Here is a 13397-nt window from a genome sequence, read left to right on the forward strand (position 1 = left end):
ATCCCCCCATGATACCAGCCACAATCGGCGCACGATCACCACCATCCGGGCAAGAATTGATGCATACCCCCTTGACCTGCCGTGATCCAATGTCATGAACAGCACCATGAGTACCGCACGTTTAACGATCAATCTTCAGGCGCTGGCCAGCAACTGGCGGGCGCTCAACGCGAAAACGGATGTCGAGACCGGCGCTGTGGTCAAAGCCGACGCCTATGGCCTGGGTGCCGGACCAGTGTCTGCGACCCTGGCCGAAGAAGGTGTCCGCAAGTTCTTTGTTGCCGTCGCCGAAGAAGGCGTGGCAGTGCGCAAAGCCATTGGGCCCGGTCCGATGATCGGCGTATTTTCGGGGCATGTCGAAGGTGACAGCGACCTGCTGCGCGACCACGACCTGACGCCCCTGATCAACTCACCGGAACAGTTCGTGCGGCACCAACAGGCGCTGCCGGATCAGCCATTTGGCATTCAGCTGGACAGCGGTATGAACCGCCTGGGGCTGGAACCATCCGACTGGGCCGAGCTGCGCCCCCGGGCCGAAGCCCTGAACCCGGTTGTGGTCATGTCGCATCTGGCCTGCTCGGACGAACCGGAACACCCGATGAATCGTCAGCAGCTAAAGACGTTCCAAGAGATGACGGATGGCGTCACGGCCCCCCGGTCGCTGGCGGCCACCGGCGGCACGTTTCTGGGCCCCGAGTTTCATTTTGATTTCTGCCGCCCCGGCGTTGGCCTTTATGGCGGTATGCCTTTTGCGGATGCAAAACCTGTGGTGACCGTCGATCTGCCCGTCATTCAGGTGCGCCCCGTCGCGGTTGGCGAATCCGTCGGCTATGGCAACAGCTGGATCGCCCGGCGTCCATCGCGAATTGCAACCGTCGCCGCGGGCTATGCGGATGGTCTGCACCGGGCCATCGGGGGTGGTATCGACACCTTTGCCGGTGATCAACCCTGCCCTGTGGTTGGACGCATCTCGATGGATCTGATCACCGTAGACGTGACCGACCTGCCCAAGGACCCTGAGCGTCTGCGCATTCTGAACGGACATCAAACCGTCGATGATCTGGCCGAGGCCGCAGGCACCATCGGATATGAAATCCTGACCTCGCTTGGCGCGCGGTATTCCCGGGGTTACGTGGAATGAACCCTTTTGATTTGCTGGGCGGACTGGGCCGTGCGGTTCTGGCGATGCTGGCCACTTTTGGTCAGGTCGCCCTGTTTGCCTTCAACGCAATCTCGCACATCTTTCGCCCACCGTTTTATCCGCGTGAATTCATCGTTGCCCTGATGAACATCGGCTGGCTGTCCCTGCCCGTTGTCGGCCTGACCGCCATTTTCACCGGCGGTGCGCTGGCCTTGCAAATCTACGCCGGCGGCGCGCGATTCAACGCCGAGGCCGTTGTGCCGCAAATCGTCGCCATCGGCATGGTCCGAGAGCTTGGCCCCGTGCTGGTCGGCCTGATGATCGCCGCCCGCGTGACCTCATCCATCGCTGCAGAAATCGCCACCATGAAGGTGACCGAACAGATCGACGCTTTGGTCACCCTGTCGACTCATCCGATGAAATACCTGACCGCCCCCCGCGTTCTGGCCGCCCTGATCACCGTTCCCGTGCTGGTCGGTATCGGCGACATCATCGGCATCGCAGGCGGCTATGTCGTAGCGACCCAAAACCTGGGCTTCAACGCGGCGGCCTATCTGCAAAACACGGTCAATTTCCTTGAGCCGCACGACGTCTTCTCGTCTCTGGTCAAAGGTGCGGCCTTTGGGCTGATCGCCGCCATCATGGGTTGTTATTACGGCATGAATTCAGGCCGGGGCGCGCAGGGCGTGGGCCGGGCCACCAAGTCCTCGGTCGAATCCGCCGCCATCATGATTCTGGCCGCCAACTTCGTTCTGACAGGGGTGTTCTTCTCGCTATGATCCGGATGGAGAACGTACATAAAGCCTTTGGCGACAACCCGGTGCTGCAAGGCATGAGCCTTGAGATCCCCAAGGGCACCTCGATGGTCATCATCGGCGGTTCAGGCACGGGCAAATCCGTGGCGCTGAAATGCGTGCTTGGCCTGATCAAGCCCGACAGCGGCATGATCTACGTCGACGGAAAGGATGCGAAAAAAGGTGACCGGGATGCGTTTCTGGCCCGGTTCGGGATGCTGTTTCAGGGCGCGGCGTTGTTTGACTCATTGCCGGTTTGGCAAAACGTCGCCTTCCGCCTGCTGCGCGGCCCATTGAAACGCCCGCCGGAATACGCCCGCGAGATCGCCATCGAAAAGCTGCGCCGCGTGGGGCTGAAATCCGACGTGGCCGACCGTTTTCCCTCCGAACTGTCAGGCGGGATGCAAAAACGTGTGGGCCTTGCCCGCGCCATCGCCGCCGAGCCCGAGATCATTTTCTTCGACGAGCCCACCACCGGCCTCGACCCGATCATGTCCGGCGTCATCAACGACCTGATCCGCGAGATCGTGACCGAGATGGGCGCCACCGCGATGACCATCACCCACGACATGAGCTCGGTCCGCGCGATTGCCGACAACGTGGCCATGCTGCACGGAGGCGTCATCCAATGGACCGGCCCGGTTGGGCAGATGGATGCCTCGGGTGATCCTTATGTCGAGCAGTTCATCAGTGGCAGCGCGGAAGGACCGATTGAGGCGGTGCGGTGAGCGAAGATATCGAAGAAATTGTCGACTTTTTCTACTTCGCGGATGCCTATTTCAAACTTTGTAGAACGCTCGTTCCGGAAGGAGATCTTGGAAAGAGCGTGAAGGGACTTTCAAGTCTGAAAGCGCAGATTTTTAGAATCGGGCCAGTTTACCAAAATCTTGGATTGGCAACGGAGCTTACGTTCAAATCCGCTCTGCTTCTTAAGGGTTGTTCAAAGGCCAAAGTTAGAAAAATGGGGCATGACCTCAGCGCACTACATGTTCATTTAAGTACTATCTATGATTTATCGAAAGTAGAAGATATTGCATTCCATGCGGCCGCATTGATTGGTCCACCCGCTGGTATTTTGTCGCGCATAGAGAGCACTGGTCAACCTACAAGTAGGTGGTTCAACCTTTCGACGCACATTAAGTCACTCAACAATAACTACAATTTGTTTGAGAAGATGTCTGGGGGACACAGCCAAGAAAAATTCCGTTCCCGTTACCCAGCAAAAGATCGAGCGTATAGAGAGGTTTGCGTTGAAGCTGTAATGGCTGGTATCGATGCTCTATTGTCGGAATTGCAGGTTGAATTGAACGCGAAGCTTTCGAATGACGAAAGATAAAGTGCTCAACCGAATGAGACACAATCGAAGCTTGCTGTTTGGGAAGCAGGCAGAAACTTTTTTTTGATCGAGATACACTGACACGTGACCCTCCGCCTCGCCACCCTCTCGCTCCTGATCCTCTACCCTATCGCATGGTTCGCCCCGCTGATGCGCGCAGGGCTGCTGCCGATCTTTGGCCTGTCCGAGATCAGCGTCATCACTGGCCTGCAATCCTTGTGGAAATCGGACGTCTTTCTGGCGCTGGTCGTCACCATCTTCGCCCTCTTCGCGCCCTACATCAAAACCATTGGCACCGCTTTGATCCAGTGGGACCTGCTTGACCCGCGCGTCCAACCCGCCCTGAACATCCTCGGGAAACTGGCGATGGCCGACATTTTTCTGATCGCGCTTTACATCACGCTGGCCAAAGGAATCTCCTACGCGACCGTTGAGACCGCATGGGGTTTGTACCTGTTCACGGGCTGCATTCTGGCCTCGCTCGCACTGGGCTACATTACCGAAATGACACGCGGATCACGAAATCCTCAGACGTAATTGATTGAAAACGCTTATCTGAGTACCATCTTTATATTTCGAGCAGTAAATTTTGTAGTTTCGGTCCTAAGCGGATCATTCTGTGTGTTTTAGGTGTTCCCCGCTTTGGGCCGGTGTGTTCCGGTTTCAAAAGGAGTTCGTCTAAGATGACTGCCCTCCACAATATTACATTGCAATTTCAAAATGCCTTTTTGAGGCTGACTTTCTTCCTGATCTGTATGGCGGCATTTCTCGCGGTTGCCACCACGATGTTGTCCGCGCTGGGGGTCCTTCCTTGGCTATCCATGCAGGCGGGCTTCGGGGACGGAACTGTCATCGACGCAGGCATGTACATTCAGATTGCCTTGACGGCTTTGGTTCTGATGCTGGCATTCTACCTGCCAGCCAATGCCCGCATGATGGCCTTGGAAAACGCCCATCGTAAATTCGCGTTGAACATGCACGACATATCGACAGCGTATCAGGTCGCTCATGCCGCAGATCGTGGCGATACCTTCCTGATGTCTTCGGAATTTGACGCGGTTAAGGAACGAATGGCCTTTTTGCGCCAACACCCCAACCTGCAATCGCTGGAACCCGAAATCCTGGAACTGGCCGCACAGATGAGCCAGATCAGCCAGGAACTGGCCGAAACATACGGCGATACTCGCGTCGCCCGCGCGCGGTCCTTCCTGCAGCAACGCCAGGAAGAGATTGAACTGTTCCAGCAACGGATCGAAGAAGCCCAGGTCATTCAGCATGAGTTGCGCCAATGGACTCAAGATGTCGAAATGGAAGAAACCATCGCGAAATCTCAGCTGACCCGCCTGCGCGACGAATTGTTCGAACTGTTGCCCGAGCTTTCGGCACAGTTGCAATCACCACCCGGTGACAGCGCGCCCAAAGCGTCCAGCGTCATTGCCATGTCGCCCCCCCCGCGCGCCGCAGAATAGGCGCGTCAGCGCCCGCCGGGGACGATGGCCCAAGGGGCCTGAGGACGTGGCGCGCCACCGGCGGGGATGAAAGCCCTGCAAGGGCTTGAAGAACCGCCCATCCTCGGGCACCAAGGGCCGCATGGCAAAGACGACAACTTTCTCCTGCTCGGCCTGCGGAGCCGCCCATACCCGATGGTCCGGGCGTTGCGACGGCTGTGGCGATTGGAACACCATCATTCAGGACGTCCCGATTTCGGCGGGCCCGGCCAAGAAATCTCTCGGCGGCAAGCGGGGCCAGTCTATCGTACTCACTGACCTGTCGACCGAGGAAACACCCCCGCCCCGCACGCTCTGCGGGGTCGAAGAACTGGACCGCGTGTTGGGCGGTGGCCTCGTCCCCGCCTCGGCCTTGCTGGTGGGTGGGGATCCCGGTATCGGTAAATCCACCTTGCTGTTGCAAGCGGCGGCGCGGTTTTCCCGGGCGGGGGTGAAAACCATCTATGTCTCGGGCGAGGAAGCCAGCGCGCAGGTGCGTATGCGCGCCCGCCGTCTGGGGTTGGAAGACGCCCCTGTCCAACTGGCGGCCGAGACCAACCTGCGCAACATCCTGACAACGCTTGAGGCTGAAAAACCCGGCCTTGCCATTATCGATTCGATCCAGACCATGTGGGCCGACAATGTGGACAGCGCCCCCGGCTCGGTCTCTCAGGTCCGCGCCGCCGCGCATGAGCTGACGACCTTTGCCAAGCGTCATGGCGTGTCGATCATCATGGTTGGCCACGTCACCAAAGAAGGCCAGATCGCAGGTCCCCGCGTGGTCGAACATATGGTCGACACAGTTCTGTATTTCGAAGGCGAACGCGGCCACCAATTCCGCATCCTGCGCGCAGTCAAGAACCGCTTTGGCCCCGCCGATGAAATTGGCGTTTTTGAAATGACCGGCAAAGGCCTGGCCCAGGTCACCAATCCTTCGGCCCTGTTTCTGTCGGAACGCGGCACGCCCAGCCCCGGATCGGCGGTGTTTGCCGGGATTGAAGGAACCCGCCCCGTATTGGTGGAATTGCAGGCGCTGGTCGCCCCTTCGCCCCATTCGCAACCGCGTCGTACCGTGGTTGGATGGGACAGCGGGCGGCTCGCCATGATCCTCGCGGTGCTCGAGGCGCGCTGCGGCATCCCCTTTGCCGGGCTGGATGTGTATCTGAATGTCGCCGGAGGGTTGAAGATCGGCGAACCCGCCGCCGATCTGGCCGTGGCAGCTGCCCTGCTCAGCGCGCGCGAGGACACCGCCCTGCCCGTTGATACGGTCGTTTTCGGAGAAATCTCGTTGTCAGGGGCACTTAGACCGGCCCCTCAGACAGAAAACAGGTTGAAAGAAGCGCAAAAACTTGGTTTCACATCGGCAATCGCTCCGGCGGGCGGCAAAACCGGTACTGTGGCAGGTCTGACACTCACCCGACCCTCTGATTTGGTAGGGTTTGTTGGCGAAACCTTCGGAGCAGGTTAAGGTAACGCCTTGAGGGGCAGAAAAAATTACGGGCGAGGGCCATGGAAGGTTTTACAATAATTGACGGGGTTGTTGCCCTGATCATCGTCGTGTCGGGCTTGTTGGCCTATTCGCGCGGCTTCTTGCGCGAGGTTTTGGCGATCGCTGGCTGGGTTGCAGCCGCCGTTCTGGCCTTTATCTTTGCGCCCCAGGCGGTACCGCTGGTGAAAGAGATCCCGGTGGTCGGCGATTTCCTGCGCGACAGTTGCGAACTTTCGGTCATTACCGGATTTGCCGCAGTCTTTGCCATCGCGCTGATCGTGGTCAGCATCTTTACGCCGCTGTTTTCATCTATCGTTCAGCGCTCGGCCCTGGGCGGGCTGGATCAGGCGCTTGGCTTCTTCTTCGGCATCGCGCGCGGCATCCTGTTGGTTGCCATCGCCTTCTTTGTTTATGACACAGTGATGCCCGGGGAAACCTACTCAATCGTTGATGAAAGCCGCTCGGCCAAGGTGTTCGAACAGTTCAGCGACCAGATTGAGGAACAAAACCCCGAGGCCGCGCTTGGCTGGGTGACCCGGCAATATGAAGAACTGGTGGCAAGCTGCACCGGAGACACCGGCGGCTCTGAAACCACACAAGAGCCGACAGCCCCGGCCACAACAGAATAAGAAAAATGCCCGGCTTTGACCGGGCATTTTTTTTGGCTCATGCGTCCAAAGTCTGGTCAGACAAACCCCTCGCCCGCGCAGACCGTACATCTGGTGTTCTTGAGGCCAAAGCAGCCATCACAACGACTGAACAGCGGCTTGCCAAAAACATCGCGACTTTTGACAACCTGTCCGGCCCCGTTGCAAATCTGACAAGAGGAACGCCCCATGCCACGACACCGGTGGCACCGGCGCTTTACCGGCTCGTCCTTTTTAACGCCCTGCTTGTGTTCCCACATGATGCTGTTCCAATCGAAACTCTGAATTGGGAAAATACCATTTGCTACCCTCATGACAGCACAGGCCAATGCGCATGTCACCTTTTGATACCGTGTTTGGCAAAAACCACCTGCGGGAAATCACATTTGTGATCCTTTGATGACACAGGCACCGTAAGGCATTATGTGAGGGCCGAACTGACATGGAATCGGAGCCGCCGATCTTGCTGTACCTGTTTTCTTTCGCGCTTGCCCTCGTGACAATGGCGCGTTTGCACCACCATCGGGGTTGGCGACAGGACGCACAGGTATCGCCATGCAGATGTTCGAACCATCGCCGCTAATCATAACGTCATAGAAATTGGAGCCCGTACATGTGTGGGATTTTGGGGATCGCAAGCAGGACGCATGATGTCTTTGCGGAAATCTATGACGGGCTGCTGATGTTGCAGCACCGGGGTCAGGACGCTTCGGGCATCGTCACTTATAATGATGAGTTCTTTCGTGAGAAAAAGGCCAACGGTCTGGTCAAAGACGTTTTCAACGCCAACGATGCCGATACCCTGGTGGGCAAGATCGGCATGGGCCATGTCCGTTATCCGACCGCAGGGTCGCTCAGCGCGTCCGAGGCACAGCCGTTCTTCGTGAATGCGCCCTATGGCATCTATCTGGTCCACAACGGCAATATCACCAATACGGCCGAGCAGCGTGAAAAGGTGACCGCCAAATACAGCCGCCACCTGCGCACCACATCGGATTCGGAAATCCTGCTGAACGTGCTGGCCGATAAGGTCGCCGATGCGATCAAGGTCAACGGAAGCGGGGAACCCATCCGCAACATCTTTGCTGGTGTGAAGATGACGATGGAGCGGGTACAGGGTGCCTATTCGGTCATCTGTCTGGTTGCCGGTGTCGGTATGCTGGCTTTCCGCGACCCATATGGCATCCGCCCCCTGTCGGTGGCCAAGCGTGAAGTGGATGGTCAGGGCGACGATTATGCCTTTGCCTCGGAAGATGTGGCTTTTGGCATCAACGGTTTTGATAAGCTGCGCGATGTTAAGCCCGGCGAGGCGATCCTGATTGACCTGAACGGTAACATGCACACATATCAGGCGGTCGAGGGGCAACTGACCCCCTGTATCTTTGAATATGTCTATCTGGCCCGCCCGGATTCGCTGTTGGATGGCGTTTCCGTCTATAAAACCCAGATGCGCATGGGTCAGACGCTGGCTCGTCAGATTGAGGCCGCAGGCCTTGAGATCGACCGCATCATCCCCGTACCCGACAGCGCCCGCCCGGTTGCGCTTGAGGTCGCCAAGGCCACGGGCATTCCCTATCGCGAAGGTCTGGTGAAAAACCGATATGTGGGCCGGACGTTCATCATGCCCGGTCAGGAAGAGCGTCAGAAATCCGTGCGCCGCAAGCTGAACGCCGTGCCGCTGGAGTTCAAGGGCCACAATGTCTTGCTGATCGACGATTCCATCGTGCGTGGTAATACGATCAAAAAGATCGTGCAGATGTGCCGCGAGGCTGGCGCCAAGAAAGTGTTCATCGCCAGCGCCTCGCCGCCGGTGAAATTCCCCAACGTCTATGGCATCGACATGCCCACAAAGCATGAGCTGGTCGCCAACGGCAAAAACATTGAGGAAATCCGGCAGGAGCTTGGTGCAGACGCCCTGTTCTATCAGGACCTCGATGATCTGATCTGGTCGGCCAAAGAAGGCAACCCCGAGATCGAAGCCTTTGATTGTTCGTGTTTTGACGGAGAATACATCACCGGAAGCGTCAGCGGCGACTATCTGGACAGTCTGGAAAACAGCACCCGGGTCAGCAAAAAGAAACAGGATATGCAGGTGCCCGGTGGGTCGTGGAATGCCGCGAAACTGGCTTCGGGGTAGCCCCGGCTGGTGACACCCGGCACCGAATCAATTCAACCCAAGGCCCGTATCGCCACCGCGATGCGGGCCTTTTTCTGCCAGCGATCCGGCCCGGTCGGTGGGTTTTCGCCCACAACCCACCGATGAAGGAAACGTAATCGCAAGGGTTTCGCGAGGACGCAAAACCCTGTCGAATTGGTGATCCCGCTCGGCCTTTCCCTTCACACCTCGGTTTGATAGCTCGCATGCAACCAACCACTCATAACAAGGGGTCGGACCAATTGGGTCGGACCGGATATTCATGTCAAACGCCACCGTCAAAGGCGCGGCCACGCAGAAGGGCGCGCTAAAGAGGAATTCCGTTTCAGTCCTTGGGGTCTTTGGTCCAAAGGCTGATATGCGCGCGTTGATGCGACTGTCCTCGGGGCGCGTGAAAGAGGTCAAACTGGGCAGCCGGGTCACCTCGGGCACTGTCGTCGCCATTGATGCCGATAGCGTCATCCTGCGACAAAGCGGCCAGACCAGGCGGATCGTCATCCCTGGCAGCTAATCCTGTCTTGACGCTTTGCGTGCAGAGGTTCAAACCGCTGTCATGACCGATCAGACCAAAATTGCCCTTATCACCGGGGCCTCTCGTGGGCTGGGCGCTGCCCTGGCCGAAGCGCTGGCACCTGAATACCACATCGTCGCAGTCGCCCGCACCACCGGCGGGCTGGAAGAGCTGGATGACCGCATTCAGGCCAAAGGCGGCGCGGCTACGCTGGCCCCCATGGATATCGCCGATCCGAATGCCATGGCGACACTGTGCCGTGGTATCCATGATCGCTGGGGCAAGGTGGATCTATGGCTGCACACGGCCGTCCACACATCGGCCCTGACCCCGACGCATTTCATTGACCCGAAAGAATGGACCAAGGCCGTCAACACCAATGCCACGGCCACATCGGTTCTGATCCCCTACATCGCGCCCCTGCTTGGAGAAACCGGCCACGCCGTGTTCTTTGACGACCCCAAGGCGGGTGAGAAATTCTATGGCATCTATGGCGCAACCAAGGCGGCACAGATGGCACTGGCCCGTGGCTGGGCGCAGGAAACCAAACGCACCGGCCCGCGCGTATCAATTGTCGAACCCGCGCCGATGCCAACCGCCGTACGTGCGCGGTTTCACCCCGGTGAGGATCGCGATGCCTTGACCAGCACCGCGACAGAAGCCGCGCGAATTCTGTCTTTGTTGTAGGAATGGCCCTGTGGGCCATGCCTCCGGCGGGGATATTTTTGGCCAGATGAAGCGGGCAGGTCAGTTGATGTGGACGCCGTTGCGCCCAGCCAGATCGACAAAGAACTGCCAGGCAACACGACCTGAGCGCGCACCGCGCGTGGCCTGCCATTCGATGGCTTCGGCCCGCAGGGTGGCCGGATCGACCGACACGTCATATGCGCCGCAATAGCGGTCGATCATCGCCAGGTATTCGTCCTGATCGCAGGGGTGAAACCCCAGCCACAGGCCAAACCGGTCAGAAAGCGAGACCTTTTCCTCGACCGCTTCGGACGGGTTGATGGCGCTTGAGCGTTCGTTCTCGATCATATCCCGCGGCATCAGGTGGCGGCGGTTCGAAGTGGCATAGAAAACGACGTTTTCAGGGCGGCCTTCGATGCCACCATCCAGCACCGCCTTGAGCGATTTGTAGTGCTGGTCATCATGGCTGAACGACAGGTCATCACAGAACAGGATAAACCGGTGCGGCGCGGCGCGCAGGTGGTTCAGCAGACGCGCGACCGAACCCATATCCTCGCGCTGCAACTCGACCAATTTCAGATCAGGGTATTCGGCTTGCAACGTACCGTGGACCGCTTTGACGAGGCTGGATTTGCCCATCCCCCGCGCGCCCCACAAAAGCGCGTTGTTGGCCTTGAACCCGCCCGCAAAGCGGCGCGTATTGTCCAGCAGCGTGTCGCGCGACCGGTTGATACCCACCAGCAGATCCAGATCAACACGGCTGACCTGTGTGACCGGTTCCAGACGATCCGGCTCCACATTCCAGACAAAAGCCGATGCGGCGTTGAAGTCCGGCGCGGCCAGAGGGGCTGGAGCCATGCGTTCCAACGCGTCGGCGATACGGTTCAGGGCTTGGTCTTCCATTGGGGCCTCCGGGTCGTGTTTGCAGGTTTCAAACCATGTTCCCACCTGCGCAACAAGCGTTGGATACGAAAAAGGCGCGCTGGGTAAAGCGCGCCTGATCCTTGGGTTGTGACAGGTTTACTTGTCTTCTTCTTCCTGCACGATCTCTTCGTCGGCCTCTTCTTCGTCGTCATAGAAGCCGTCAGCGCGCAGCTGATCTTCGCGCTTTTTCTCAACGCGGGCGACCAGGAAGATCGAAACCTCATACAGGCCATAGACCACCACAAAGAGGATCGCCTGAGTGATTACGTCCGGCGGCGTCACCAGCGCGGCCAGTACCAGAATACCCACCATTGCGTATTTCCGGACGCTGCCCAGCCCCTCGGCGCTGACCAGCCCGGCCTTGCCCATCAGGGTCAACAAAACCGGAAGCTGGAAGCACAGGCCAAAGGCCAGGATGAATTTCAACGTGATGTCGAGTGACTCGTTGACCTTGCCAAAGAATGTGATCTTCACGCCCTCGGTGGTTTCGGGAACGACAACGATTTCCTCTGGCACATCCCCGGTTGTCGCCGACAGCAGATTGGCGAAAATCGAGCTGACATCCGCGAAGCCCAGAAAGAACTGCATGGCCAGCGGTGTCACCACAAACTGCGCAAAAGCTGCGCCCAGCATGAACATGAACGGCGATGCAATCAGGAACGGAAGGAACGCGCCCTTTTCGGACCGGTACAGGCCCGGCGCCACAAAACGCCAAAGCTGATAGGAAATCACCGGGAACGCCAAAGCAAACCCAAACACCATCGAGATCCGGAACAGCGTAAACAGATATTCCTGGGGCGACGTATATTGCAACGTCGGAGAGGGATCCCCTAGATCCCGCAGCGTTGCCTCAATCGGTTGGACCAGAAACTGTAGGATCGGTTCTGCTACCGTGAAGGCCAAGACTATGCCGACGACGAATGCAATAACCGACCGGATCAACCGCGTGCGCAGTTCCGCCAGATGTTCAATTAATGGGGCCGAGGAATCCTCGATCTCTTCGGTGTTGGTCATGTCTTGCTTTCAGTTTTCAGCGCGGCTTCGGCCTCTTCGGCCTTGGCCAGCGCATCCGCAGCTTCTTTGGCCTTACGCTCGGCCGCGGCGCGGGCGGTCGAGGCCTGGATCTTTTTGGCCTGCTCAGCCCGCTCTGTCGCTAGCTTGCCGGTTTCGCTGTCGGGGTCGAACTTGGTCGGGTCCATGCTGGCGGCCATTTCCTGCGCGGCTTCTTTCACGCCGTCCATGGCGCTGCCCACAGGGTTGGCAGCCGTCTTCAGACCTTTCTTGATCTCGTTCACGCCCGCCTCGTCGGCTGCCTCGTTCATGGCGCTGCTGAATTCGCGCGCCATGCCACGGGCCTTACCGACCCAGCGGCCGGCATTTCGGAACAGCACCGGCAGGTCTTTTGGCCCTACAACGATCAGGGCCACAACGCCGATGACCAGAAGCTCGGTCCAGCCCAGATCAAACATCTGCGCTTAGGCCTTGTCTTTGTCGGTCTCGGGCGTGACGTCCTTTGCCACTTCGGACGCGTCCTGATCCAGCTCGTCCGTGCCTTCTTTGACGCCCTTCTTGAACGAGGTGATGCCTTTGCCCACTTCGCCCATCAGGGAACTGATTTTGCCGCGACCAAACAGCACCAGCACCACAACGGCGATCAGCAGCAGACCGGGAAGGCCGATATTGTTGAGCATGTCTCTTCTCCTTGTACGTCGACGCAATGCGCCGGGAATGTGATTTGAGTGTGTGTTTACGCCCGCTGGGCCGCCGGCAAAAGTGAGGCAAGTCAATTTCGGGTTCAAATTTGAACGGATCACGCTTTTTTTGCGGGTTGGCAATTCACAACTGACAGGTTTATGTCAGTTGGTGATGGTTACACCGACCCTGTCCCAACGAAACAGGAGCGTACCGTGACACAAATCGCAGAAACCGTAACATTCAAACTTGCGAACAATGTAACCGAGGAGGATTTCGTGAATATCATGAAAGGTACAGAATCCTTCGTTCGAAACGCGCAGGGCTTTGTTTTCCGTCGCCTCAGTTCTGGGGACGACGGGCTTTGGACCGATACGGTCATATGGGCTGACATGGACAGCGCGCAGACCGCCGCCGCTGCCTTCCCCAAGCAAGAGTTCGCGCCCGCCGTGATGGCGGCAATTGCGCCGGACACCGTGACCATGCGCCACGATGCGATCCATTGGACTATTGGGGCGTCATGACAAACAGGAG

The 13397-nt window shown here is 58.3% G+C and carries 17 protein-coding genes; 13 read left to right on the top strand and 4 right to left on the bottom strand.

Annotated features, from left to right (window positions below; all coding sequences use genetic code 11):
- The first annotated feature begins 106 nt into the window (after window positions 1-106).
- The 12 genes from alr (at window position 107) to JT51_RS17835 (ending at window position 10247) form a co-directional block, all read left to right on the top strand.
- Window positions 107-1141: an alanine racemase gene (gene alr, locus JT51_RS17780; protein ID WP_037316344.1), complete on the top strand. Its 1035-nt coding sequence runs from the start codon at window positions 107-109 to the stop codon at window positions 1139-1141.
- Window positions 1138-1920 carry an MlaE family ABC transporter permease gene (locus tag JT51_RS17785; protein ID WP_037315933.1) on the top strand — a complete coding sequence of 261 codons (783 nt, stop codon included), beginning with the start codon at window positions 1138-1140 and terminating at the stop codon, window positions 1918-1920. The genes alr and JT51_RS17785 overlap by 4 nt, the downstream gene beginning before the upstream one ends.
- Window positions 1917-2663, top strand: a complete 747-nt coding sequence (locus tag JT51_RS17790) for an ABC transporter ATP-binding protein (RefSeq protein WP_037315936.1) — start codon at window positions 1917-1919, stop codon at window positions 2661-2663. The genes JT51_RS17785 and JT51_RS17790 overlap by 4 nt, the downstream gene beginning before the upstream one ends.
- The gene (locus JT51_RS17795) at window positions 2660-3271 is read left to right on the top strand and encodes a hypothetical protein (protein ID WP_037315939.1); all 612 of its coding nucleotides are present in this window, start codon (window positions 2660-2662) and stop codon (window positions 3269-3271) included. The genes JT51_RS17790 and JT51_RS17795 overlap by 4 nt, the downstream gene beginning before the upstream one ends.
- Window positions 3272-3355: 84 nt before the next feature.
- Window positions 3356-3808, top strand: a complete 453-nt coding sequence (locus JT51_RS17800; protein WP_037315942.1) for a paraquat-inducible protein A — start codon at window positions 3356-3358, stop codon at window positions 3806-3808.
- A gap of 146 nt (window positions 3809-3954) precedes the next feature.
- A complete protein-coding gene (locus JT51_RS17805) occupies window positions 3955-4740 on the top strand; it encodes a hypothetical protein (protein WP_037315945.1) in 786 nt (261 codons plus the stop codon).
- 121 nt (window positions 4741-4861) lie between these two features.
- A complete protein-coding gene (radA, locus tag JT51_RS17810) occupies window positions 4862-6226 on the top strand; it encodes a DNA repair protein RadA (protein WP_037315948.1) in 1365 nt (454 codons plus the stop codon).
- A 41-nt stretch (window positions 6227-6267) separates the two neighbouring features.
- The gene (locus JT51_RS17815) at window positions 6268-6876 is read left to right on the top strand and encodes a CvpA family protein (RefSeq protein WP_051927632.1); all 609 of its coding nucleotides are present in this window, start codon (window positions 6268-6270) and stop codon (window positions 6874-6876) included.
- Window positions 6877-6881: 5 nt separating this feature from the next.
- Window positions 6882-7286: a hypothetical protein gene (locus JT51_RS17820; RefSeq protein WP_037315951.1), complete on the top strand. Its 405-nt coding sequence runs from the start codon at window positions 6882-6884 to the stop codon at window positions 7284-7286.
- Between the two features lie 221 nt (window positions 7287-7507).
- Window positions 7508-9031 carry an amidophosphoribosyltransferase gene (gene purF / locus JT51_RS17825; RefSeq protein ID WP_037315954.1) on the top strand — a complete coding sequence of 508 codons (1524 nt, stop codon included), beginning with the start codon at window positions 7508-7510 and terminating at the stop codon, window positions 9029-9031.
- 280 nt (window positions 9032-9311) lie between these two features.
- On the top strand, window positions 9312-9560 hold the full coding sequence (locus tag JT51_RS17830) for a hypothetical protein (RefSeq protein ID WP_037315957.1): 249 nt from the start codon (window positions 9312-9314) through the stop codon (window positions 9558-9560).
- Window positions 9561-9602: 42 nt separating this feature from the next.
- On the top strand, window positions 9603-10247 hold the full coding sequence (locus JT51_RS17835) for an SDR family NAD(P)-dependent oxidoreductase (RefSeq protein WP_037315960.1): 645 nt from the start codon (window positions 9603-9605) through the stop codon (window positions 10245-10247).
- Between the two features lie 60 nt (window positions 10248-10307).
- On the opposite strand, the gene JT51_RS17840 is transcribed toward JT51_RS17835, so the two are convergent.
- The 4 genes from JT51_RS17840 to tatA form a co-directional block, all read right to left on the bottom strand.
- The gene (locus tag JT51_RS17840) at window positions 10308-11150 is read right to left on the bottom strand and encodes an ATP-binding protein (RefSeq protein WP_037316348.1); all 843 of its coding nucleotides are present in this window, start codon (window positions 11148-11150) and stop codon (window positions 10308-10310) included.
- A 117-nt stretch (window positions 11151-11267) separates the two neighbouring features.
- Entirely contained in the window at window positions 11268-12185 is a 918-nt protein-coding gene (tatC, locus tag JT51_RS17845) for a twin-arginine translocase subunit TatC (RefSeq protein WP_037315963.1), read from the bottom strand.
- Complete coding sequence (gene tatB, locus JT51_RS17850) at window positions 12182-12640, bottom strand: Sec-independent protein translocase protein TatB (RefSeq protein WP_037315966.1); 459 nt, start codon at window positions 12638-12640, stop codon at window positions 12182-12184. The genes tatC and tatB overlap by 4 nt, the downstream gene beginning before the upstream one ends.
- Before the next feature lie 6 nt (window positions 12641-12646).
- The gene (gene tatA / locus JT51_RS17855; RefSeq protein ID WP_037315969.1) at window positions 12647-12862 is read right to left on the bottom strand and encodes a twin-arginine translocase TatA/TatE family subunit; all 216 of its coding nucleotides are present in this window, start codon (window positions 12860-12862) and stop codon (window positions 12647-12649) included.
- Window positions 12863-13078: 216 nt separating this feature from the next.
- Between tatA and JT51_RS17860 the strand changes: the two genes are divergently transcribed.
- A complete protein-coding gene (locus JT51_RS17860) occupies window positions 13079-13387 on the top strand; it encodes a hypothetical protein (protein ID WP_037316351.1) in 309 nt (102 codons plus the stop codon).
- Window positions 13388-13397: the final 10 nt, after the last annotated feature.

Source organism: Ruegeria halocynthiae, from assembly GCF_000743705.1.
In the GTDB taxonomy this organism is placed as follows: domain Bacteria; phylum Pseudomonadota; class Alphaproteobacteria; order Rhodobacterales; family Rhodobacteraceae; genus Ruegeria; species Ruegeria halocynthiae_B.

Excerpts from the sequence above, each read along its gene's own strand:
- JT51_RS17835 (WP_037315960.1), top strand. The coding sequence starts at position 9,603 with ATGACCGATCAGACCAAAATTGCCCTTATCACCGGGGCCTCTCGTGGG.
- tatC (WP_037315963.1), bottom strand. The coding sequence starts at position 12,185 with ATGACCAACACCGAAGAGATCGAGGATTCCTCGGCCCCATTAATTGAA.
- JT51_RS17840 (WP_037316348.1), bottom strand. The coding sequence starts at position 11,150 with ATGGAAGACCAAGCCCTGAACCGTATCGCCGACGCGTTGGAACGCATG.
- purF (WP_037315954.1), top strand. The coding sequence starts at position 7,508 with ATGTGTGGGATTTTGGGGATCGCAAGCAGGACGCATGATGTCTTTGCG.
- tatA (WP_037315969.1), bottom strand. The coding sequence starts at position 12,862 with ATGCTCAACAATATCGGCCTTCCCGGTCTGCTGCTGATCGCCGTTGTG.
- radA (WP_037315948.1), top strand. The coding sequence starts at position 4,862 with ATGGCAAAGACGACAACTTTCTCCTGCTCGGCCTGCGGAGCCGCCCAT.
- JT51_RS17820 (WP_037315951.1), top strand. The coding sequence starts at position 6,882 with ATGCCCGGCTTTGACCGGGCATTTTTTTTGGCTCATGCGTCCAAAGTC.
- alr (WP_037316344.1), top strand. The coding sequence starts at position 107 with ATGAGTACCGCACGTTTAACGATCAATCTTCAGGCGCTGGCCAGCAAC.
- JT51_RS17805 (WP_037315945.1), top strand. The coding sequence starts at position 3,955 with ATGACTGCCCTCCACAATATTACATTGCAATTTCAAAATGCCTTTTTG.
- JT51_RS17830 (WP_037315957.1), top strand. The coding sequence starts at position 9,312 with ATGTCAAACGCCACCGTCAAAGGCGCGGCCACGCAGAAGGGCGCGCTA.
- JT51_RS17790 (WP_037315936.1), top strand. The coding sequence starts at position 1,917 with ATGATCCGGATGGAGAACGTACATAAAGCCTTTGGCGACAACCCGGTG.
- JT51_RS17785 (WP_037315933.1), top strand. The coding sequence starts at position 1,138 with ATGAACCCTTTTGATTTGCTGGGCGGACTGGGCCGTGCGGTTCTGGCG.
- tatB (WP_037315966.1), bottom strand. The coding sequence starts at position 12,640 with ATGTTTGATCTGGGCTGGACCGAGCTTCTGGTCATCGGCGTTGTGGCC.
- JT51_RS17815 (WP_051927632.1), top strand. The coding sequence starts at position 6,268 with ATGGAAGGTTTTACAATAATTGACGGGGTTGTTGCCCTGATCATCGTC.